A 21,764-nucleotide genomic window follows, 5' to 3' on the forward strand; every position below is an offset into this window, starting at 1 on the left:
GAGCTGACATACCGGAATTGAGAAAACGGCTGCGCCGCCCAACAATGGGCAGTGCAGCCGTTTAAGCAGGATTGCCTGGGGGAGCTGAAGTTCTTCTCACGGAGTTGGCTGTTCCCCGGTATGTGCTATACCATTTAAACTTGAAAGTGCAGAAATGAAGGTTACGAATTTCAATTTATCATCTCAAACCGTACACCTGCATTAACCCCAACGAAGAAATAACACCATTGGATACAATAAAAAAGTAATGAGATCCACTTAATCAGAGTCTCATTACTCTTGAATTCCAAACAGTCGCCGCCTACTTCAGGCTATGGGCAGGGACATGGTATCCGGCCTCCGGCTTTGGCGGGCATTGCCGGAATCACCATCCTCCCAAGCCAGCATAGCCGACGGGAACATCTCAATGGCCCGGGGAAAAACACCCTGTACATAGGCGATAAACACACCGTAATTGACAATCGGCACACCGGCTGCTTCCGCTTCATCCAATCTCCGCAGCATCGCCCTGCGGTTCAGCATGCAGGCACCGCAGTGGATGATCAGCGAATACTGCTCCAGATCCGCAGGGAATTCACTCCCTGCCGCATGGTCGATAATCAGTTGTCTGCCCGTGATCTCCCGCAGCCAACGGGGAATCTTGACAGAGCCGATGTCATCGGACTGACGATGGTGCGTGCAGGCTTCGGCAATCAGGACCCGGTCCCCGTCTTTCAGTCTGGTGATGGAGCGTGCTCCGCTGACCAGCCGGGGAAGATCCCCTTTGTACCGGGCAAACAGAATGGAGAACGAAGTAAGCGGCACATCCGGAGGTGTATCCGCCTGAACCTTCAGAAATACCTGTGAATCCGTGATGATAATACGCGGCTTGCCGGTCAATTGGGACAGGGTGTGGCTCAGTTCCTGCTCCTTAGTGACCACTACCAATGCATCACATTCCATAATATCGCGGATGGTCTGCTGCTGAGGGAGAATCAGCCTTCCCTTCGGGGCAGCCTTGTCAATCGGCACCACCAGCACGGCCACTTCGCCGGGGCTCAGCAGATCCCCAACCAGCCGGAAACGCTGCTCCTCCTGGGCGAGACTTTCTGCTGCCGCCCTCTTCAGCGCCCCGATTCCGCTTCCGCTCAGTGTACTCACCGGGAACAGCCGGATGGAAGAGCCGGCTTCCAGCAGCGAGGCTATCCAGTTGCAGCGTTCTTCGAGCGACGGCGGGTCAGAAGTGATCCGATCGATTTTATTTAGTACAATCATAACATTTGTTCCAGCTGCAGCCAGGCTCTGCAGCAGTTCCCTTTCGAAATCCCCCGCTCCTGCCTCTGCATCTACCACGAGGATCGCCAAATCTGTTTTTTTCAGAACATGCAGTGTTTGGCGGATACGTTGCTCACCAAGCTCCCCCGTGTCATCCAGCCCCGCAGTGTCGATCAGTACAACCGGACCTGCCGGTAGCAGCTCCATAGGCCGGTACACGGGATCCGTTGTCGTCCCGCTTACCGGGGAGACGATGGACACTTCCTGTCCGCAGAACGCATTAATCAGACTTGATTTGCCGGCATTACGGCGGCCAAAAACGGCAATATGCGCTCTTTCTCCACGCGGAGTATCATTTACGCTCATTCTGGGATGAGCCTCCTTCCATGTTCAACACCGGACTGTCCACTGCGGCCGGGAATCCCCGGCTTGGTCACCTCCAGCGGATGCAGCACCTCTTGTATCTGTTTCCCGGTCATCCATCCGCCTTCCAGCAGAAGCTGCTCCAGGGGACGGCCGGAAGCGGCCGCCGCCTTGGCAAGTGCTGCAGCATTGTCATAACCAAGATAGGTGATCGTAGCGGCAGCCAGCACCCCGGAACGCTCCACATGCTCCAGGCACCGGGATTCATCCAGCTTGAGGCCGGTCAAGCAGCGTTCCCGGAACAGTGCAATGCCGTGGAGCAGCAGCTCCAGGGATTCCAACAAGGCCTCGGCAAGTACGGGTGTGAATGCGTTCAACTCCAATTGACCGCTTGCCGCGGCCAAGGTTACAGCCGTATCATTCGCGATCACCCGCATCGCCACCGAGCCCAGCATCTCGGCCATGACCGGATTTACCTTGCCCGGCATGATCGAGGAACCTGCCTGCATGGCAGGGAGAATATATTCACCGATCCCTCCGGCCGGACCGGAAGACAGCAGCCGGAAGTCGTTTGAAATTTTCAGCAGATTGACCGCTGCAGCCTTAAGCAGACCGGATACTTCTACGAATACATCCATATTCTGTGTCCCGTCCATCGGAAAATCGCTGCGGCAAAGGCCCAGCCCCGTTAACTCGCGCAGTTCATCAGCTATGGTATAAATATACGTTAGCGGCGCGTTCAGTCCCGTCCCTACAGCCGTTCCTCCGATATTGATTTCCCGCAGCCGTTCCTCGGCCTTGTACAGCCGCCAGCGGTCCCGTGCAGCCGCCTTGGCATAGGCGCCGAAGGATTGCCCCGCCAGAATCGGCAGTGCATCCATCAACTGGGTCCTTCCAAGTCTCAGCAGGTCCGCATACTCATGTTCCTTCACCTGGAACGCTTCCTGAAGAGAAGCCAGCTCTTCGGCCAGTTGCCGCAGGAGCGGGATGACAGCAATGCGCAGCGCAGTGGGATAGACATCATTCGTCGACTGATGCAGGTTCACATCATCAATGGGATGGATGATGCTGTAATCCCCCTTTGATCCGCCCAGCAGCTCAATGGCACGGTTGGCAATAACCTCGTTCACATTCATATTGCTGCTGGTCCCCGCTCCCCCTTGATAGGCATCGACGATCAAATGCGCGTCCAGACCGCCGTCCAGAATCTCTTCACATGCCGCAAGAATGGCCTGAACCTTCTTCTGCGGCAAGGCAAGGTTTCGCCCGTTCACCTTGGCCGCTGCCTGTTTGACCCTGGCGATCGCATGCATCAGCTTCGGGTTCGCCGGCCGTGCTCCGGCTGCGAAGTTCTCCTTTGCCCGCGCGGTATGAATGCCGTAATAGGCATCCTGCGGCACAGGCAGGCTGCCCAGTGCATCGCACTCCATCCGGTACGCTGAGGAATCCGTCATCCCTGACTCACCCGCCAATCTGTGACATCTGGCGGACGGTATTCTCCTGCAGCGGACGGGGGGAACCACTCTCCGTAAGCCCGTCCGGCATTTCATGCCGCCCGGGCTTGTGCTCCAGCGACCGCAGGAACAATTGCTTCAGCTGTTCAGACTTCCCGATAAACGGCCTTACATTCCATTCGTCATTCCAGTACAGGCAGGGCTTGATATGTCCGCTGGCCGTGATGCGCAGCCGGTTGCAGGTCATGCAGAAATGCTTGCTGACCGGGTCGATCAGCCCGAATTGTCCCGCTGCTCCCTCAATGCGGTAATACCGGGCCGGCCCCGAATCTGATGTGTCCATAGTTAAGCCGTGACCGAGCGCCGCCCCATGACCAGGATCAGCAGAGCTGACCGGCTCAAAAGCCCAGCCCGCCTTGGTGCAGCGCTCCAGTATTCCGCCAAGCGGCATATATCCTGTTTGCCAGCCCTTCGTTCCCCGGCCGATCGGCATATATTCAATGAACCGGATATCCAGGGGATATTTCAGGGTCAACTGCAGAAAGGATTCAATTTCATCGTCGTTCACCCCTTGCATGACAACCATATTCACCTTCACCCGCTGGAAACCTGCATCCAAGCTGCTGCCAATGGCGTGAAGCACCTTCCCGACATCTCCTCCTCCGGTAATCCTGGCGAAGCGTTCCGGCTGGAGGGAGTCCAGACTGATATTGACATCGGTCAGTCCGGCTTCACGCAGCACCCTGGCTTTGGCAGCCAGCAGCATTCCATTCGTTGTAAGACCTATGCGTTCAATCCCGCTTACCGCATGCAGACGGGCTACCAGCTCCTCTAACCGCGGTCGCACCAGCGGTTCACCGCCGGTAAGCCGCACCTTGGTTACACCCATATCTGCAAGCACGGCCACCACCGAGGCAATTTCATCAAAGGACAACGGCTCGGGTGAAGAAGCTGCGCCCGCTTGGTCCGGTCTGCAATACTCACAGGACAGATTGCAGCGTTCGGTTACGGAGATGCGTACATAATTGTGTATACGGCCAAAGGAATCAGCCAAAGCATGGGCATCAGACAAAACATTCACCTTGCTTTCTAATGTGGTTCAATTTCGGTGCGGATCAATTCAGAACCGGATAAGTCCGCCGAACTGCTGAAGTGTCTGTGCACTGGCCGCCCTTTTGGCGGCGGTGTCCATTGATACATCATCGGGAACCACAAGCTGAAGCGCATGCGTGGGACAAATCTGTACGCATGCCGGACCGCTCCCGCTTTCTTCACACAAATCGCATTTGCTGGCAACCAGCCGCTCTTTACGCGCCAATACACCGGTTGCGTTCGAACGCAGTCCTGGCTGTAATTGCTTCTGCCCGCCCCGGAACTCGGGAACCATAGCAATCGCTCCAAATGGGCAAACCAGCATACAGGTCTTGCAGCCGATACAGGTATCCTGGTTAATCGAGATACTGCTGCCTAGATTGGTTATCGAGCCATTGGGACATACATTGGCGCAAGGAGCATCCTCGCACTGGCGGCACTGCACAGGGGCAGTCACCTGTTCGGTCTCCATGACCCTCAGCCGGGGATAAAAGTCCGGATTCTCTTCCTGCTGCAGGAACATATTATCCGCGGAATGAGCGGACACGCAAGCCACCTCACAGGTATGGCAGCCAATGCACAGACCCGGATCGGCGATGACAAAACTGTTCATATTCTTCCTCCTTCACGTCCAGCGCTTATTGGGGAGACGGCTTTCTCCCTGGATTGATACGTCGTATGGAGCAGATGATGGGGTACATGGCCCAGCGGCTCCCCCAGGAAATCTTTATATAGCTTGATAATGGCCGGATTCTCATGTGATTTTCGTACCTGCTGATGGGAATCATGGCGGTAGACTGAGCTTTTTCTGGCCTGATAGGCACTCTTGCGCATGGTCTCCAGCAGCAGCTTGGGTTGTCCGCCTCCGCTGACACAGCCTTCAGGACAGCCCATAACTTCAATAAAATGATAAGGACACTGGCCTGCCTTCACCTGATTCAGAATCGCAGACACATATTTAAGCCCGGCGACGACAGCTACCTTCAGTTCCAGCTCGCCCAGCTGCACCGTTGCCGTGCGGAGCCCTTCTTCGCCTCGGACAAAATCCAGCTGGAGGTTCGGGATCGTCTCATGCGTCACCAGTTCATACCCGGTGCGGATGGCCGCTTCCATCACCCCGCCCGTAACCCCGAAGATCGATCCCGCCCCGGAATATAAGCCCAGCGGTGAATCAAACGACTCATCCGGCAGGTTCATAAAGTCTATGCCTGCATCTTTAATCAGGTGGGCCAGCTCCCGGGTGGTGATGACTACATCGACTTCCCGGAGACCGTCAACCTCCATCTCTTCACGGCTGCACTCAAACTCCTTGCAGGTGCAGGGCATGACCGCCACACTGTAAATCTTCGCCGGGTCCACCCCGTCCTGCTTGGCGCCATAGGTTTTGACGAGCGCACCAACCATTTGCATCGGCGACTTGCAGCTGGACAGATGGTCAAGCAGCTCCGGCGCAGCTGTCTCTGCATGCTTGACCCAGGCCGGGCAGCAGGAGGTGAACATGGGCAGGCGCTCACCCGACATCACCCTTCCGATCAGCTCCGTCCCTTCCTCCATAATCGTAACATCCGCACCGAAGTTGGTATCATAGATCCGGTCAAACTTCAGCCGCCGCAGGGCGGCAGCCATCTTGCCCGGGGTCAATGTGCCCAGAGGCAGGCCGAATTCCTCGGCCAGCGAGACTCTGATGGCCGGTGCGCATTGCACCACCTTATAAAGCGCCGAATCTGCCAGCGCACGTTTGACTCCAAGCGCTTGGCCGGTGGAATAGGCCGCGAACAACGGCTCCCGCACACTTGGCAGCTGTCCCCTCTGCAGCCGCTTGGCCTTCAGGCCATCCGCAGGCTCCAGATGGTCCGGGGCATAAGCGGTGCATATCTGCACGCACTGTCCGCAGATTACGCAGCGGTGCGCATCCACTTCCTGGGGCCGGCCCGGTTCGCCGATGATGGCATCCACCGGACAGACCGCTGCGCAGCGGCGGCAGCCGGTGCACAGCTCCGGATCAATATGAATGATAGGCTCGCTAGAACGCATTAGAATATCACCCCTTCTCTGTTCAAGCTGCGGGAGCTGCCCGTCCCCACCTCAACCAGCTGCAGCGCCTTTTCCGGGCAGACGGCAACACAAGCGGGGTAGGGATTACGGTCTTGAGCCGCAGCGGCTGAAGCCCCCCTGCCGCCGGCATCCCCCCCGGCAGCAGAGCCTCCGGGGATTTCCGTATTCCTGCACAGATCACATTTGTAGGCCGTGATCCGGGTTTTGCGCTGCAGCTTGCTGTCCCGGCGTTCCTGCAGCAGCGGCTGCGGCAGCTCCGCTCCGCCGCTGTACGCTTTGTACAGGCTGATCGCCCCGAACGGGCAGGCCAGTGCACAAGCCTTGCAGCCGATGCAGGCTTCCGCGTCAATGGCAATGACCCCGTCCTGCTGACGGATCGCCTGAACCGGACAGGCTCCCGCACAAGGGGCGTTCTCGCATTGCCGGCATTGAACCGGCATCGTGAAGCTGTCGGTGCGGATAACATACAACCGGGGAAGTACCGGCATCGTGACAGTGCCGACTGCAGTGCCCACACCGTTATCACGGTTATGCACCGCGAAGCAGGCCAGCTCACAGGCCTTGCAGCCGATGCATTTGGCGGCTTCAGCAATAACCAGCGAATTGGAAGAGGCATGGTTCATTCCGGTACCGCCCCCACCAGCATCTGCTTTCTCAGCTCCGCGTACTGTTTGCGGATCGAAGCTTCGGCCTGTGCCTGGTCAGATATTGCTTCAAGCCGTATCGCGCAGTATTTAAATTCCGGTGTCTTGGAGACAGGGTCCAGATAATCAACCGTCAGCTCATTGCAGGCCCCGATCCAGAAATGATAGGTCATGTAGGTTGCACCTTTTTTGATCCGGCCGCTGACCTGCGCCCTGGCCATGATTTGGCCCCGCCGGGAATAGACCTGCACCAATTGGCCGTCCGCTATGCCATGCTCCGCCGCATCCTCCAGACTGATCTGGATGTTCCCCGGCTCATCGGACAGCTGGCTGAGCGCCCGGCAATTGCCGGTCATCGTGCGCACGGAATAATGCCCAACCTCCCGGACTGTGGAGAGGGTCAAAGGATAATCGGCATCCGGCTGCTCCAGCGGGGCTCTCCATTCACAGGCGAACAGCTGTCCTTTGCCGCTTGGCGTGGTAAATCGGTTCCCTTCGTACAGGTAAGGGGTCCCCGGATGATCCTCGGAAGGACACGGCCACTGAACTCCTCCAAGTGCTTCCATCTTGCTGTAGCTGGCTCCGGCGAAGCTTGGACACAGCTTCCGCATCTCATCCCAGATTTCCTCGGAATTCTTATAAGCCATCGGGTAACCCATGGCCGTAGACACTTCACTGATGATCTGCCAGTCCGGCTTCACCTTGCCGGGAGGGTCGATCGCTTTACGGATGCGCTGGAATCCCCGGTCGGCCGAAGAATAGACGCCGTCATGCTCGCCCCAGGAGGTTGCAGGCAGAATCACATCGGCGTGCAGCGCTGTTTTGTTCATGAAGATATCCTGGACAATCACCAGCTCCAGCTGATCCAGCGCCTCCCGCAGCTCGGCGGCATTCGGGTCGCTCTGCACCGGATCTTCACCGAAGATATAGTAAGCCTTGATTTTGTTCTCCTTCAGGATGAGATGCGGCACCTCTGTCAGCCGGTAACCTGTCTTATCCGGAAGGGTTGTGCCCCAGGCCTTCTCGAATTTCTTGCGGATTTTGGCATCCTCCACAGACTGGTAGCCAGGAAAGACATTAGGCAGCGCGCCCATGTCGCAGGAGCCCTGCACATTATTTTGACCGCGTACCGGACCAATCCCGACACTTTCTCTGCCGAAATGTCCGGTCAGAAGCGCAAGCGAAGCCAATCCCTTGACCACATCCACGGCCTGGGCAAACTGGCATACTCCCATACCGTAGAGAATCATCGCTTTGTCGGATTTGGCATATTGGCGCATCACCTTACGGATATCTGCCGCCCGCACACCGGTTATACTCTCTGCATATTCAGGTGTATACTTCTCCACATTCGCCTTGTATTCATCGAAGCCCTGAACAAAATTGGAGACATAATCCTTGTCATACAGCTCCTCTGTAACAAGCACATGGCCAAAAGCGTTCACCAGGGCCATGTTCGTCCCGCCCTTCAGGGGCAGCCAGGTGTCGGCAATCCGTGCCGATTCGGTCTTCCGGGGGTCGGCAACAATCAGCGTGGCCCCCTTCTGTTTCGCTTTTACAATTCTTCTGGCCACAATCGGGTGGGTAACGGCTGCATTATAGCCAAAAATCAGCAGCAGATCGGTGTCTTCAATTTCCGGAATCGAATTGGACATCGCCCCGTCTCCCAGCGAATACGTCAGTCCCGCAACAGAAGGACCATGGCAGACCCTCGCACAATGGTCGATATTATTCGTTCCGATGGCCGCCCGCATGAACTTTTGCATGACATAATTGGCCTCATTGCCCGGTCCTCTGGCCGATCCTGTGCCCATAATCGCATCCGGTCCGTATTTTTCCTTGATCGCGGTAAGCTTCTCGGCAGTAAATCCTATCGCCTCTTCCCACGACACCTCTTGAAGCACGCCTTCCTTGCGGATCATAGGCTTGCGGAGGCGGGAGGTCAGCAGCTGCGGATCATTCAGGAAATCCCAGCCGTAATGGCCTTTCAGACAAAGATTTCCCTCGTTCGTCCGGCCATCTGCAGGCTCTGCGCCCACGACCTGTCCATTCTCGACTAGTAAATACAGCTGGCAGCCGCTGCCGCAATAAGGGCATACAGTTAATATTTTATTTTCCAACTCTTGTCACCTCTCCTTGTGAATTTTTGCACAATATTTACAACAAAAAATAAGCCAATACAAAGCATACTGTTCCATACACCGTGTAATGGCTTATTAAAAAGCGAAGTGACCCCAGGTCCTTTCTCTCTAATCAAACCGATTTATTAAGTTGTATGATGACGCTCCGGCCTTCATGATTCAGATCGCAAAGTCTCCAAGAATATGAAAACCTGCAGCCTACTGTCTCTATCATTTCCTCCATAAAACCGCGCTCCAAATAAGGCTTCAGCACCTTCCAGTACTCCGTAACAAGATCAGCCGCGCCCTCCTTAAGCAGAATCTCCGACAGACTGGAGAGTATCCCCTTGATCTCAATAGTGATCTGCGACTCATTATCCAGCTTCACCTTCACATTCTCCGGCCCTTTCCCCCGGTAATGCTTCACAATCTTCACGGCAAGTCTTCTAATCTTCTCCTGGTATTCAAAATCAGCCTCAGACATCCAAACACCCTCACCTGAGCATTCCTTTATATGGGATTTCTTATAAGCAATTCATATGTTAAACCCATCCATAAATGTTGTCAATTGATAAAATCGCTCCGTAAAATGAAGTCCGCTGTTTACCGACCACTGGTTACGGTTCTGCTAGTGCAGAAAATTGGAGTTCTCACTGCTGTGGATCTGCACTCCCCAAGTTGGGCTGGTGCCCGTTGGAGCGCTAATTGCATTTCGTGCAATTAAAAGAGGATGGATCCGCCTTTTTTCAGCGCTAAAGGTATACAGTTAGAAATGGCGTTTGACTGCGTTTTTGTTGATTGAGTGCTGAGCATTAACAACATTACTCACATGTTGCAGAGGAGATGTCCGCCGGAAAAGCAAAAAAACCTGCAGCACCGGAAATCTGCAGGTCTTCAGGATCGATAGAATGCCCAGTAAAAAAAGCATAAATCTCCTGTTCAGATAACTTATTCCTTCGTTTCCACAGCATGGCCGCCGAACTCATTGCGCAGGGCTGCAACGACTTTGCCGGTGAAGGTGTCCGTCTCCAGCGACCGGTACCGCATCAGGAGCGCCATAGCGATGACAGGTGTTGCAGCCTGCAGATCGAATGCAGTTTCCAGCGTCCATCGGCCTTCCCCGGACGAGTGCATAACCCCTTTAATCTCATCCAGCCTGGCATCCTTGGAAAAAGCGCGTTCCACCAGTTCCATCAGCCATGAGCGGATCACGGAACCATTGTTCCACACCCGCGCCACTTGTTCAAAATTATAATCGAACCCGCTTTTATCCAGCACCTCGAAGCCCTCACCAATGGCAGCCATCATCCCGTATTCAATCCCGTTATGGACCATTTTCAGAAAATGTCCGCTGCCCGGCTTGCCGGCAAACAAATATCCGTTCGGGACAGCAGTGTCCCTGAAAACCGGCTCTGTAACTGCCCAGGCTTCCTCATCGCCTCCGACCATGTAACATGCTCCATTACGCGCGCCTTCCATTCCGCCGGAAGTTCCTGCATCCAGGAAGTAGATTCCCTGCTGCGCAAGCTCCCCGTGGCGGCGGATAGATTCATTAAAGTGAGAATTCCCGGCCTCAATAATAATGTCTCCCTTGGATAACAATGGCGCCAGTTCTTCAATTACAGAGTCGACAAACGCATGCGGCACCATAATCCAGGCGATCCGCGGCGGCTCCAGCTTGGAGATCAGCTCGGCCAGACTGCCTGCTGCAGCCGCACCTTTGGACTCAAGCTCCGCAACCGCCTCCCGGTTTACATCAAACGCAACAACCCCGTGTCCATGGTCCAGCAGATTCTGTCCCAGATTGGCGCCCATTTTTCCTAATCCTATCAATCCGACTTTCATGAATATCCCCCTCCGTTTGTGTTAGTTAACCTGGAATTCCTCATGCTCCCGGACGTACAGCTTCCGAATCCGCAGCATGAACGGCAGTAATACTATTGTGTGCATCAGACGTTGGTTCATCCAGCCACCAGTGGGCGCCGCCCAGCAATTCATCCGCAGCCGCGGGTCCGTTGGAGCCTGCAGGATACAAGTGCAGCGGAAGCGTGCCGTCAGCCGTTGCTTCTATAATCGGTTGAACCCACTGCCAGGATAATTCCACTTCATCCCAGTGGGCAAAAAAAGTGGCATCGCCCAGCAGCGCATCATAAATAAGGTTCTCATAGGCTTCCGGCAGATCCGGATTAGCCGATTCATGCTTGATGCTTACGGGTTCAAGCTGCCCGTGCTGGCGCGGATTTTTGGTATTGAGCTGCAGCGGTATCCCTTCGCCGGGGCCGATGTCGATAATCAGCAGATTCGGATCCAGATTCAGCCTGTTCAGGTTATGCAAGTCATTAAACGGTTCTTTGAACTCTATAACGATCCGTGTCGACTTCTCTTTCATACGTTTGCCGGTACGGATGTAGAAAGGCACTTCATCCCAGAGCGGGTCATCAATATACAGGCGGGCTGCGATATAAGTCTCATTGCTGGAAGACGAATCGATTCCCGGCTCGGAGGTATAGGCGTCCACAGGACGGCCGTTGATCTCTCCTGCTGCATATTGGAGACCTGCTGCTTGGCATGACATTCGTTGTTCCCGACATCCATTGTTCCGTGCAGTGCTGCCGGACGGAGTCCCCAAGGATCAGCCTTACGGTCCGTACACCTCGAACTCCCGGAGGGAGTAGCCATATTGTGTCGCCCTTTCGGTCCCGTACATTCTTACATAGCGGGTCTGGACTGGATTGAAGGTGATTTTCTCCAGTCCGCCTTTACCGTCAGTGGTGTATACAAGTGTCCAGTCTGTTCCATTGCCCGATATCTGGATCTGATAACTTTTTCCGTACGCCGTGTCCCAATACAAATGCACTTCATTAATGGTCTTCATGCTGCCAAGATCTACCTGCAGCCAACCCGGATCAACAGCACGTTTGGTGCCTGCCCGCGTCGACAGATTCCCGTCGAAGGCCAGCGGCGCCGAATCCACCGCATTGTCGTTCGAGGAGATGACCGCCGGGTGCAGCCGCGCCAGATTAGTTCTTGGCGCCGGCGCCGGCTCCGGATTTTGCACAGGCAGAATAGTAACCCCGCCATAATAAGCCCGGTCGGTGAAGTTCATCTCCTGCAGCGTGGTTGCCGGAGTGGTTGACCCTGGCATGTACACGTTCTCAAAGGTAAGGTTTGTAATCAGGGCACCTTCCTGGCCCTCGATCTTGGCGTAACTCTCGCCAATATCACGCACCGTGATGTTTTTGACGGTTACACCGGTCACGGGTCCGGCCCCATTGCCGCTGCTGTTCACTGTGAAGAGGGTCATCCAGGCACTGTTGTCATCATTTTTGCCATTGATGTCCTCTACTTTATTAGCGGTTACAGCTGTAAAAAGTTATACTGGGTTATACGGAAATGTTTATATTTTGTCATGATGGAGGCTTTATGAAACAGCTGTTCGAACCAGTCATTTTTACGGACCGCAAGTCGCTGATTTGGGACTATCAGATATATACTGACGATCATTACAAAGGGTACTACCATTGGCACCAGTGCTGCGAGGTCATGTACGTTCACGGCGGCCAGGGCAATGTTGTCGTGAACCAGCAGATGTACGAGATCCGCTCCGGGATGCTGTTCTTTTTTCAGCCCTACCAGCTGCACCGGATTTATTCCGAGGTTTCCCGCGAGTGTCCTTTTGTGCGTACAATTTTTTATATCGATCCGCACACCGCCGAGAATCTGCTGTTGGGCTTTGCCAAACGCAAGGCGGTCTTCTCCGCTCTTTGGCAGGGCGAGAATACCTCTTGCGGTTTTGATCTGAGCGGCAGCGCCGAAGCGGTTGATTGGATCTACAAGAATTACAACCAGTGCCGCAACAGCGCCGTGGAGGAAGACACCGAGGATATTACGATGATGCTCCTTCAGCTGCTGAGCTGTCTCGGAACCGGGGAGAACTCCCTCATTCAACCGGAGGAGCGGCGGAACCTCCGCTATTCCGAGCAGATTATGGACTGGATCGAGGAGCACTACCAGGAAGAAGTCAACCTGGAGCAGCTTGCCGCCGAGACACATTTGTCCAAGTCCTATGTCTCCAGAGTCTTTCATCAGGAAACGGGCGGACGCCTGGTGGACTACCTAACGGCCCGGCGGATCAAACAGGCTTGCCGTTTGCTTAGTACAACCGATTTGCCGGTGGAACAAATTGGCATCGCAGTCGGTTTTCCGAACGCTTCCTACTTCAACCAGCTCTTCAAAAGAGTCCTCGGAACCACACCCCTGAAGTACAGAAAAAATAATTAAGACGTTTATTCATGTTTGAACACCACATTGTGCGCATAGGCATTCAACAGGATAAGATCTGTGCGTGCATCTTCTATCTGTTCCCCGCCCAGCTGCAGGTTAATGAATTCCACCCCGTTCACGCCCCGGTCTTCATCGTACCCGTAAATCCGCGAAGGCTGGCCCCCTCCCCCGTTGAAGCTGACTTTGCGAAAGGACACTTTTTCGATCCCCGCACCCGGTTCAGGGTTGTAATCCTTGTTTTTCACCACCCGCAGATCAAACAGCTGTCCATGCTCGATCCGTTCAACCCGGATGTTGCCCGGCTGAACCAGATGGACCCCCGCCCATCCGGCTGCGGTTCCACAGCCTCCAAGGGATTGGCAAAAAGGGGCAGATTCCGGAACCGGCCGCCGTTAATCTCCACCGAGAGCTTTTGCGGCCCGTTCAGCTTGAAGCTGATTGTGCGCCCGTCGTGGCTGCAGTCTACTGAACGTGAGGCGGGGGAAATATTCACATGTTCAATCTCAGTATAGAGGCAGACGATTTCTACCTCTGCTTCCCCCTCCACATCAAAAAAAGCCATCGATTCCGGACGCACCTCATGCATGTCCACTTTAACCTCATACACAAAAATCGGCTGCCATCCGCCTCCCGCTGTTCTCACCTTAACCCGGTAATCCTCCCGCCCCGGAATATGTTCCGGGGTCTCATATACCTTCAGCTGACTCATTCTCAATGAACCTCCCTGGATATGCCCTGTTAAGAGTATACCGCCCTCTCCCACTCCGTAGTTTGGCTGGGTTATACAGAAATGTTGATATTTTGTCGTGGTAACAGCGCTGTCATTGTTCAGCAGGATTTCTATACTCCTTCAGGCAGGATGACAAGATTTCGATATTTTGGGATATCAAATTGCAACTTTCTTCAATGGCTTCACGATATACTCAGGACACAATCTTAAATATTGGAGGCATCCGCAATGAGCACAGCCTATTGGCAGGAAATTATGGACAAACTGGATACGAAGGTAACACGCATGGCCCGACAAATCGGCGGCAAATGTCCGCATTATGCCGGTGAAGACGGCAAATACGATGATATGGCTTCCGACTGGTGGACCACCGGCTTCTGGCCCGGCCTCCTCTGGATCATGCATGATATGACCGGAAAAGAATTATATAAAGAAGCCGCCTGGCATTGGGACGCGACTCTGGAGGAATGGTTCGTTAAACCGACGGTGGAACTGCATCATGATGTGGGTTTTCAGTTTCTGCCTACAGCCGTCATCAAACATAAGCTGACCGGTGACGAGGATGGTCTGCGCAGAGGAATTGAGGCCGCAAATTTCCTGGCTGCGCGCTATAATCCCGTAGGCAAGTTCATCCGCGCCTGGAATGAAGACAAATATGGCTGGGTTATCATCGACTGTATGCTGAACATCTCGCTGCTCTTCTGGGCCAGCAAGGTTACCGGCGATCCGCGATACAAGCATATTGCAGTCAGCCATGCGGAAACTGCCATGCAGTACGGTGTCCGCGAGGATGGCTCTACGAAGCATATCCTTTCCTTCGACGCGGAGACCGGCGCTTATATAGAGAACTTCGGCGGACAGGGGTATTCGCCGGAATCCTGCTGGAGCCGCGGGGCCGCTTGGGGACTGTACGGATTCGTCAATACGTACCGCCATACCGGGGATGAACGCTTCTTGAATACCGCCAAACGGATCGCCCATTACTTCATCGCTGCGCTCCCTGACGATCAGGTTCCCTACTGGGATTTCCGTACCGGAGATGACGGGCGCAAGTACAAGGACAGTTCCGCTGCAGCTATTGCCGCTTCCGGCCTGCTGGAGCTTGCCGATATTGCCCCGCCGGGGGAAAAGAGCCTGTACGCCAATGCGGCGGAACGAATTCTCCGCTCACTGACAGAGAATTATGCCACTTGGGATCAGCCGGAGCATGAAGCGGTCCTCACCAAAGGAACAGGCAGCGGAGATTCCTTCATTGAAGTCTCCCTGATCTATGCAGACTACTACTATATTGAAGCTGTAGCGAAGCTAAACGGATGGAAGCACCGGATATTTTAGTTCAGGTTCAGGTTTGCTCCTGAGCGAGCAGCATTCATCTGGAAGCTTGCAGCTGTAGACACACCAATCGCCTTGTCCCCGAAATAGAGGGCAAGGCGATTGGTCTTAATATTAAGTGGGGAGGCAGTTCACTATGTAAAATTCCCGATAAATCCCCCAAAAACTGTTGCCTTTACATTGGTAGCGGTATCCGTATTAGTAGCGGCATCGGCATGAGCATCATCCTCGGTATCGGGATTCCATCAGCAACTGGAACTGCAACTGCATCGTCATCTGAATCCGCATCAGTATCGGGATTGGCGTGCCTTGCCCTCCATGCTATTTTAAATCCAAATTATATAGGGAAGTAGATCCCTCCCCTGTCATCTCTAGCCCAACAGCCAAGCCAATGCCTCTGTCTCACTGACAAACACCCGGAAGTCCTCGCCTTTGTTCAATTCGGTCAGCAGTTCTTTGAATCTGCCTTGAGTGGTCTCCTCAGTGCGGATTACGGCTGCAGCCTTGATGTGATAGTTGATCAATTTCTGCAGGGCTGTTCCTGCAAGCCCTGTTCTGAGATTATAAAATTCGTCAGAGAGCGTTCCTTCGTGAAGCAGCAGTTTATAGCTGTTATGCTCAAAGCACACCGAGATAAGATCGAGCACATCCTGCTCTGTGCGCAGCGGATGATCATCAGGGCGGCAGAGGATATAGCCCTGTTGTTCTTTTTGAATGGATTCGATTTTCATATACACTACCTCCTGATCAAGTTAGCCCCAGCTCATGGCGCAATTCCGCAAGCCAGGTCAATTCATTGTTGTAGGTTGAAATCAGATTGCTGTGAATCAGCTTCCATAGCGTGATCCCTTTCCCTTCGTTCACATCATGATCGCTGCCAGCCTGGCCTTTCAGAAGCAATAACTGTGTGCGCACTTCCTGCTCATATCCCGCCAGCAGCGCGTTCAATTCATCCGGGTTCAGCAGATCCGCCCAAGCAAGCTGGATAAGAAAGGTCTTCTTGAACTCCGGCGGCTCCGGTGGAGCAGCCACCCACTTCCGCAGCTCGGCGAGGCCGGCCGATGTGACAGTATAGATTTTTTTGGAGGGCGAGCTGTCCTGGTGCCGGACCTCATTAGTTACAAACCCCGCGTTCAGCAGCTCCACCAAGGCTTTGTAGATTTGATTGTTATTGCCGGACCAATACAGGAATGAGGATTCCTGTATGAGCTTTTTGAGATCATACCCGGTCATCGGCTTATGGCTCAGCAGTCCTAGAATAGCGTGATTGATTGAGATAAGTTCCACCTCCACTCTCTACATCAGTAACATATGTTAACTGTAACATACATAATTCTATAAGTCGATAATGACTTTAGACTTCAGAGTTGAGTTTTGAGTTTTGAGTTTTGAGTTTTGAGTTTTGAGTTTTGAGTTCAGATTAATGAATGTAAAATCAGCAGAGCAACAACCAACAAGGTACTGAACAGCTGCGCCGTTCCTCTGGGACTGCGCAGCGTCTTGGATTTCAGTCTAGCGTTACCTGGAGAACGAAACCCCATGACTCCTTCGGCAACTCCAAGTGGAACAGGGTAACTCATTTGCTTGAATACACTGTTCACCGCAGATGAAGTGGAAAAAGTATCACTAATTTGCTTGAGCATCGAGTAACCCGGCAGGCTAAGTGGAAAAAGGTACACTAATTTTACCCAATTAACTCTAGATAAGGGAATATCATAGTATTAGGTTTACTTTTTCCACTCAAACTTCACGATTGTTGATTTCTGAGGAATTTAAGTTTACTTTTTCCACTTCGCTTGCCACCACGGTGCTCCAACTCCACTCATTTCGCCATTAGGCAAGGAATACGACCTTACGAAGGTTGCTTTTTCCATTTAAACTACATTATTTTTAATTTCAGATAAAATTAGTTTCCGTTTTCCAACTAACGCTTGCGAAGAAGCTGGTGAGCAATGCGCTGATTGGAATGAGGGAGCTAGACCGGCTGCCCCCTCAACTTTATAGCTTCAAAGAAAAGGGCATACCAGCCGCTGCTGCTTCAACAACGGCATTTCTGCCGTTGTTTCCGGGCATACCGGCCACTGAAGCTTCAACAACGGCATTTCTGCCGTTGTTTACGGGCATACCGGCCGCTGCTGCTTCAACAACGGCATTTCTGCCGTTGTTTCCGGGCATACCAGCCGCTGCTGCTTCAACAACGGCATTTCTGCCGTTGTTTCCGGGCATACCGGCCGCTGCTGCTTCAACAACGGCATTTCTGCCGTTGTTTCCGGGCATGCCGGCGTTTCGGTCCACATTCGTCCTTCAGACGAACTAAACTAAAAGCCCCTTATCTCCTTACACACCTTGTCCACAACATAAAAAACATTAATTTCCTAAACAAAAACAAAACGGCTGCCCCATCCTTCCCATGACAGAGCAGCCGCTTGATTTTTTAGTTAGTTTGCCTGCTTGAACTCGGAAGAAAGCCTAAGTGTACATCGTGAAACTTAATTTACCCCTCTTTTTCCGCTACACCCTCTTCAGGTAGACTTTAGTGTCATTTAATGAAACTAATGCCTTTTCAACTTCAATTATAATTATTGCTCATCCAGCCACAAAATAGCTGTGACCCCGCGCGGATAATATTTGCTCCCCGTGATCTCACCGGAGATGATCTGGTCGCTCCAGCTCCAGACTGAAAGTTCCGGATGCGTAAGCCACTCCACATGTGCCCGGTCCGCTTCACTGCCGCTCTCTGTCCACTCCAGGCCCAGAATCTGGCGTGCGATGAACTGGCTCAGATAGATTTTGCTAAGCCAGCTGTTGTTGCTGGTGGAAGAGATTTTCCAGCCGCCGTCTTCGAACAGGCAGACTCCCTTGACGAGCACCGCCTGCAGGTGCCGCTCCAATGCGGCAATATATCCGGCAAACCGCCCTTCACGCTCAAGCGCTTCTCTGCAGCCGGTATAATACGGGAATATAAGGCCTTCGATGGCCGGGATGATCTTGGAGTCGTTGCCTTCGCCGATCACTGCCGGAATGTAGCCATCCTCTGTAACACTTGCCACAATCGTTGCGGCGCAGCGTTCAGCCTGATCGCCAGCGGTACTTGACAGCTCCGGCTTTCCTGACTCGCGGAAGATCTTTTCCATCGCAAGATAAGCCGCCCAGCATTTGCCGGCGAGGTAAATGTTGTTCCGGGCCTGCCCCAGCGATACATCCAGGCTGTCATAGGTCGTGATTTCTGCCCCGCCCATCGTGCGCGAGCTGTCCAGACCCATGACGCCGTTGCGCTGGCCGGGATCGGGATGGTCGCGGTTGACCATGCTGGTGAGGCAGTCTTCCAGCACGCCCAGATTCCGTTCCATCCAGGAATGGTCCCCCGTATGCTCCAGGTATACCGCCGCACTCAGTACCCAATTGACAAGCTGTTCATGGGTCATATGTGAAAAGCACCCGTTAATGCCATACATCTCATAAGCCGAATATCCGGTACGCGACACCGCGTTGGCCACTCCCATATCATGAGTAAAGCTGATGCCTCCGGGATATTCCGTCTTGCTGCCAGGGAAGCGGACAGTATCTGTATAGCTGTACCGCTCCACGAACATATCCAGTTCATTGCGCACGGTCCACGGATTCATCCGCAGCTCATAGAACAGCTGGTCGACCGTAAGGTCGAAGGTATTCATCATGCGGTATTCGCCTTCGTTCACGATCCAGAACGGTTTATGATTGTAATCGAGCAATTGGGTAGAACCGTAATAGCTGCGGATGGCATGGGCAAGCATGAAGGTCTGGTCTTCGCTGAGCCCTGATTCCTCCAGCATGGCATTGGCTTGTACGGCCTGCCGCTTAATCTCCTCAAAGTGTCCCAGAGCATACTCTGCAACAGACTCCACATTACTGAAATAACGGTTATAGTAGTAGGATGCGTCCATCCCTGTAGTCACGAAGCCGGAGCGGTGGAAGCAGACAGCGAAACGGTAGCATTGCTTCACACCCGGCGGAACCTCCATCACTTGCGCGCCTACCTGGCCCAGACCAAAGGTCCAGTTCTCCTCCAGCTCAGCCAGCAGGATGTCTTCCATTGTGAAATGCAGTGCCGATTTCACGCCGGTCCCCTGCTCTGCGGCGATAGCCACAAATCTGCCCTGGCCTACTCCGGTTAGCCCGGACTGCATATCATCCAGCCGTCTCATCGCGCTGTAGGGATCATTGCCCTGGTAGCCGAAAAAGGCGCGTCTAGCCGATGGACTTGCGGTATTATCCACTTCCAGCTCCACCAGAAGTGCCGGAAGCAGAATCTGCTTCAGCTCCTCCTCAGAGGCCGTTTCCGGATCGGGGACCGCCCTTACCGGTGAGTAAATGCGGAAGGCAAGATCCCCTGCCGACCAGCTGTCTGTGCTGAGGCTGAAATTACGGGTAATCTCTTCATCCGCGAACGGATGGAGAATTCTTGGCTTGTCCGGATTGGGATCTGGGTTTTCAATATCGTAGCGTTTGCTCTCATCATCCCCGCCCTGTTCATGAAAAGGCATTGTATCATAACCATTGCCGTCTTCTCGGGCAAGGCCGATAAATATATTTTGTCTGGGCGGCTTGCCGGCTTCCAGATCGAAGCCGCCTGCGGCTCCTTTGAACCCCAGGGTAAAGCTCGCAAAAGCTCCAATGGGTGAATGATGGGCATTGTAAAATTGATTCTTTGGCATAACGTCAAAGCACTCCCTCCAGCTATTTGCCGGCGCTGCCGGACTCTATCTCTATGTTAGCTATCCCCCCGCTCCTCTAACAGGTTCAAAGCCGCCTATTATTTGGGCAAATCAAACGAATGAATCCGGCTATGCTATAATAAATCCATATATTCCAGTGAAAAAGAGGATATCCATGAACGTGAACTTTCCCGGCATTGAACATTCTTTGGACGGCCGCATGTCCCCGGATCTGCAAGCGGCTTTTCACATCTACGCCGCCCATTGGCGCAAAGTCAACGCGCAGTGGCAGTACCCCGAGCATACTCACCCGATGTTCGAAATCAACCTTGTGTTGCAGGGAAGGCAGCACATGACTGTCGGCGGGCAATCCTATTTGCAGGAATGCGGGGACATCCTGTTCATCCGCCCCGGAGTCAGACATGCCAGTCTAGGAGCTGACTCTGCCGAAGAAATGGCCTATTATTGCCTGCATTTTGATATCGATGATCTGTCGCTGCGGCGCGCACTCCTGACGATGGATGCCGTCAGTCTCAGCGGCGAATCGTCCGTGCTGCTGGCGATCCGCTCAGCGCTGGATCTGATGATCCGCACGGCGCTTCTCACGGAAGCAGAAGTTGCCCAGCGGAACCGGCTGGTGAGGCTGAATGCCTCCCTGCAGCTATTCGCTGCACTTAGCGCATGGGTGCTGTCCGAGACCCCTGCGGCCACGCGCAGCGCGCAACCCGGGATTACGGAGAATACCGTCGCTCTAGCGAATGCAGTCGAAGGATTACTGCAGGAATCGGTCTTTACAGCTGCAGCAACCGGCAGCAGAGGCGGCGGCATTGAGGATATTGCCGCGCGGCTGGGCTACAGCCCCAACCACTGCAACCGGGCATTCCGGCACATCTACGGAATGTCGCCCAGACAATACCTGTCCGGTCTGATTATCCGCCACGCGAAGCTGATGCTGCTGGATAACAGCCTGTCCGTCGAGGCCATCGCCCACCGGCTCGGCTATCGCGATGTCTCCCATTTCAGCAAGCAGTTCAAACGCTGGACCGGCCTGCCGCCCATGTCTTACCGCCAGTTGACAGCAGAGTCCATATAGTTCACAGGAGCGAGACGGGCTCACAGCGGTTGTCACTAAAAAGCGGAGAGCTTAGCCTGCCTATATGATATGAGTACAAAACTACGCCGCAGCTGTCTCCCGACAGAAGCCGAACCGTTGCCAGCAGGCCGGCAGCCAGGATAGGCACCTGCTCCTTATCCAGTGATTTGAGCGCTTCTGTAAGTGATGCTTGAGCCGCCGTCCATTCGGATACCGTTACAGTCATCTCCTGAATACCCGGTTGATCTGTCAACACCCGGTTGAGTCCGTAACCGGGTGTTGAGCGCTTTCAATGCACTGCGGTAGGATTCGTCAGCTTCCTCCATTCCGTTTACCGGCCGCCCGATGCCAATCGAGACCTGGAGCTTCAGGTAACTGTTGATTTTGTGATGGAGATCCCAGCGTGGACGCCGCTCCTTTGTTGCCGTCGGTCAAGAGCTCAAGCTGCTCCTCTACCGTTATGGAATGATTTTTGCGTTCATAGGATTGGAGCATTTCCTTGTTGCGCTCTTCTTCGGATTCCTGGCGGATGACCGCCACGGCCCGTCCCACCACCTGCTCCAGCTGGCCAGTGTTCACAGGTTTGACAATGTAGTCCAGTGCCCCCGCCTGCCGGGCATATGAAAACTCCTGGTAAGCGCTTATAAAA

The 21,764-nt window shown here is 53.9% G+C and carries 23 protein-coding genes; 4 read left to right on the forward strand and 19 right to left on the reverse strand.

What is annotated here, in order from left to right; all coding sequences use genetic code 11:
• Window positions 1-306: 306 nt before the first annotated feature.
• From hydF to PGRAT_RS17140, 11 genes are all read right to left on the reverse strand, one after another.
• Complete coding sequence (gene hydF / locus PGRAT_RS17090; protein ID WP_025709094.1) at window positions 307-1,620, reverse strand: [FeFe] hydrogenase H-cluster maturation GTPase HydF; 1,314 nt, start codon at window positions 1,618-1,620, stop codon at window positions 307-309.
• Window positions 1,617-3,071: an aspartate ammonia-lyase gene (locus PGRAT_RS17095; RefSeq protein ID WP_025709093.1), complete on the reverse strand. Its 1,455-nt coding sequence runs from the start codon at window positions 3,069-3,071 to the stop codon at window positions 1,617-1,619. Before PGRAT_RS17095 ends, hydF begins: the two co-directional genes overlap by 4 nt.
• Before the next feature lie 7 nt (window positions 3,072-3,078).
• Window positions 3,079-4,143 (reverse strand): GTP 3',8-cyclase MoaA, encoded by a 1,065-nt coding sequence (gene moaA, locus PGRAT_RS17100; RefSeq protein WP_025709092.1) that lies wholly within the window; start codon window positions 4,141-4,143, stop codon window positions 3,079-3,081.
• Window positions 4,144-4,191: 48 nt separating this feature from the next.
• Window positions 4,192-4,776: a 4Fe-4S dicluster domain-containing protein gene (locus tag PGRAT_RS17105; RefSeq protein WP_025709091.1), complete on the reverse strand. Its 585-nt coding sequence runs from the start codon at window positions 4,774-4,776 to the stop codon at window positions 4,192-4,194.
• Window positions 4,773-6,197 carry a [FeFe] hydrogenase, group A gene (locus tag PGRAT_RS17110; RefSeq protein ID WP_042266927.1) on the reverse strand — a complete coding sequence of 475 codons (1,425 nt, stop codon included), beginning with the start codon at window positions 6,195-6,197 and terminating at the stop codon, window positions 4,773-4,775. Before PGRAT_RS17110 ends, PGRAT_RS17105 begins: the two co-directional genes overlap by 4 nt.
• Complete coding sequence (locus tag PGRAT_RS17115; RefSeq protein WP_042266930.1) at window positions 6,197-6,841, reverse strand: 4Fe-4S dicluster domain-containing protein; 645 nt, start codon at window positions 6,839-6,841, stop codon at window positions 6,197-6,199. Before PGRAT_RS17115 ends, PGRAT_RS17110 begins: the two co-directional genes overlap by 1 nt.
• Window positions 6,838-8,982 (reverse strand): formate dehydrogenase subunit alpha, encoded by a 2,145-nt coding sequence (fdhF, locus tag PGRAT_RS17120; protein ID WP_025707575.1) that lies wholly within the window; start codon window positions 8,980-8,982, stop codon window positions 6,838-6,840. Before fdhF ends, PGRAT_RS17115 begins: the two co-directional genes overlap by 4 nt.
• A 133-nt stretch (window positions 8,983-9,115) precedes the next feature.
• Window positions 9,116-9,466, reverse strand: a complete 351-nt coding sequence (locus PGRAT_RS17125) for a Na-translocating system protein MpsC family protein (protein WP_025707574.1) — start codon at window positions 9,464-9,466, stop codon at window positions 9,116-9,118.
• A 464-nt stretch (window positions 9,467-9,930) separates the two neighbouring features.
• Window positions 9,931-10,827, reverse strand: coding sequence for a phosphogluconate dehydrogenase (NAD(+)-dependent, decarboxylating) (gene gnd / locus PGRAT_RS17130; protein ID WP_025707573.1), 897 nt, complete (start codon window positions 10,825-10,827; stop codon window positions 9,931-9,933).
• Window positions 10,828-10,867: 40 nt separating this feature from the next.
• On the reverse strand, window positions 10,868-11,611 hold the full coding sequence (locus PGRAT_RS17135) for a glucose-6-phosphate dehydrogenase (protein ID WP_337588175.1): 744 nt from the start codon (window positions 11,609-11,611) through the stop codon (window positions 10,868-10,870).
• Window positions 11,612-11,620: 9 nt separating this feature from the next.
• The gene (locus PGRAT_RS17140; protein ID WP_238326875.1) at window positions 11,621-12,286 is read right to left on the reverse strand and encodes a discoidin domain-containing protein; all 666 of its coding nucleotides are present in this window, start codon (window positions 12,284-12,286) and stop codon (window positions 11,621-11,623) included.
• Window positions 12,287-12,405: 119 nt separating this feature from the next.
• On the opposite strand from PGRAT_RS17140, the gene PGRAT_RS34370 reads away from it, so the two are divergent.
• Complete coding sequence (locus tag PGRAT_RS34370) at window positions 12,406-13,263, forward strand: AraC family transcriptional regulator (RefSeq protein WP_025707570.1); 858 nt, start codon at window positions 12,406-12,408, stop codon at window positions 13,261-13,263.
• 5 nt (window positions 13,264-13,268) lie between these two features.
• Here the strand turns inward: PGRAT_RS34370 and PGRAT_RS17150 are convergent, their stop codons facing one another.
• Both PGRAT_RS17150 and PGRAT_RS17155 read right to left on the reverse strand, forming a co-directional pair.
• Complete coding sequence (locus PGRAT_RS17150; protein ID WP_156124070.1) at window positions 13,269-13,511, reverse strand: hypothetical protein; 243 nt, start codon at window positions 13,509-13,511, stop codon at window positions 13,269-13,271.
• Complete coding sequence (locus tag PGRAT_RS17155; protein ID WP_025707568.1) at window positions 13,508-13,975, reverse strand: hypothetical protein; 468 nt, start codon at window positions 13,973-13,975, stop codon at window positions 13,508-13,510. The genes PGRAT_RS17150 and PGRAT_RS17155 overlap by 4 nt, the downstream gene beginning before the upstream one ends.
• Window positions 13,976-14,224: 249 nt before the next feature.
• Between PGRAT_RS17155 and PGRAT_RS17160 the strand changes: the two genes are divergently transcribed.
• Complete coding sequence (locus PGRAT_RS17160; RefSeq protein ID WP_025707567.1) at window positions 14,225-15,331, forward strand: glycoside hydrolase family 88 protein; 1,107 nt, start codon at window positions 14,225-14,227, stop codon at window positions 15,329-15,331.
• Between the two features lie 368 nt (window positions 15,332-15,699).
• Here the strand turns inward: PGRAT_RS17160 and PGRAT_RS34375 are convergent, their stop codons facing one another.
• Both PGRAT_RS34375 and PGRAT_RS34380 read right to left on the reverse strand, forming a co-directional pair.
• On the reverse strand, window positions 15,700-16,059 hold the full coding sequence (locus PGRAT_RS34375) for a DUF4180 domain-containing protein (protein WP_025707566.1): 360 nt from the start codon (window positions 16,057-16,059) through the stop codon (window positions 15,700-15,702).
• Between the two features lie 16 nt (window positions 16,060-16,075).
• A complete protein-coding gene (locus tag PGRAT_RS34380) occupies window positions 16,076-16,615 on the reverse strand; it encodes a PadR family transcriptional regulator (protein ID WP_238326874.1) in 540 nt (179 codons plus the stop codon).
• Window positions 16,616-17,294: 679 nt separating this feature from the next.
• Between PGRAT_RS34380 and PGRAT_RS33305 the strand changes: the two genes are divergently transcribed.
• A complete protein-coding gene (locus PGRAT_RS33305; protein ID WP_156124071.1) occupies window positions 17,295-17,645 on the forward strand; it encodes a hypothetical protein in 351 nt (116 codons plus the stop codon).
• Between the two features lie 262 nt (window positions 17,646-17,907).
• Here PGRAT_RS33305 and PGRAT_RS17180 read toward each other — a convergent pair whose 3' ends face one another.
• On the reverse strand, window positions 17,908-20,022 hold the full coding sequence (locus PGRAT_RS17180) for a glycoside hydrolase family 52 protein (protein WP_025704726.1): 2,115 nt from the start codon (window positions 20,020-20,022) through the stop codon (window positions 17,908-17,910).
• 175 nt (window positions 20,023-20,197) lie between these two features.
• On the opposite strand from PGRAT_RS17180, the gene PGRAT_RS17185 reads away from it, so the two are divergent.
• The gene (locus PGRAT_RS17185) at window positions 20,198-21,115 is read left to right on the forward strand and encodes a helix-turn-helix domain-containing protein (RefSeq protein WP_025704725.1); all 918 of its coding nucleotides are present in this window, start codon (window positions 20,198-20,200) and stop codon (window positions 21,113-21,115) included.
• Window position 21,116: 1 nt separating this feature from the next.
• Here the strand turns inward: PGRAT_RS17185 and PGRAT_RS17190 are convergent, their stop codons facing one another.
• The 3 genes from PGRAT_RS17190 to PGRAT_RS17195 are packed head-to-tail and all read right to left on the reverse strand — an operon-like array spanning window position 21,117 to window position 21,694.
• Window positions 21,117-21,371: a hypothetical protein gene (locus PGRAT_RS17190; RefSeq protein ID WP_155990347.1), complete on the reverse strand. Its 255-nt coding sequence runs from the start codon at window positions 21,369-21,371 to the stop codon at window positions 21,117-21,119.
• Window positions 21,271-21,498: a hypothetical protein gene (locus PGRAT_RS34920; RefSeq protein WP_162165063.1), complete on the reverse strand. Its 228-nt coding sequence runs from the start codon at window positions 21,496-21,498 to the stop codon at window positions 21,271-21,273. The genes PGRAT_RS17190 and PGRAT_RS34920 overlap by 101 nt, the downstream gene beginning before the upstream one ends.
• Window positions 21,428-21,694 (reverse strand): hypothetical protein, encoded by a 267-nt coding sequence (locus PGRAT_RS17195; RefSeq protein WP_025704723.1) that lies wholly within the window; start codon window positions 21,692-21,694, stop codon window positions 21,428-21,430. Before PGRAT_RS17195 ends, PGRAT_RS34920 begins: the two co-directional genes overlap by 71 nt.
• Window positions 21,695-21,764 lie beyond the last annotated feature (70 nt).

Origin of the sequence: Paenibacillus graminis, assembly GCF_000758705.1 — a bacterium.
Taxonomy (GTDB): domain Bacteria; phylum Bacillota; class Bacilli; order Paenibacillales; family Paenibacillaceae; genus Paenibacillus_AQ; species Paenibacillus_AQ graminis.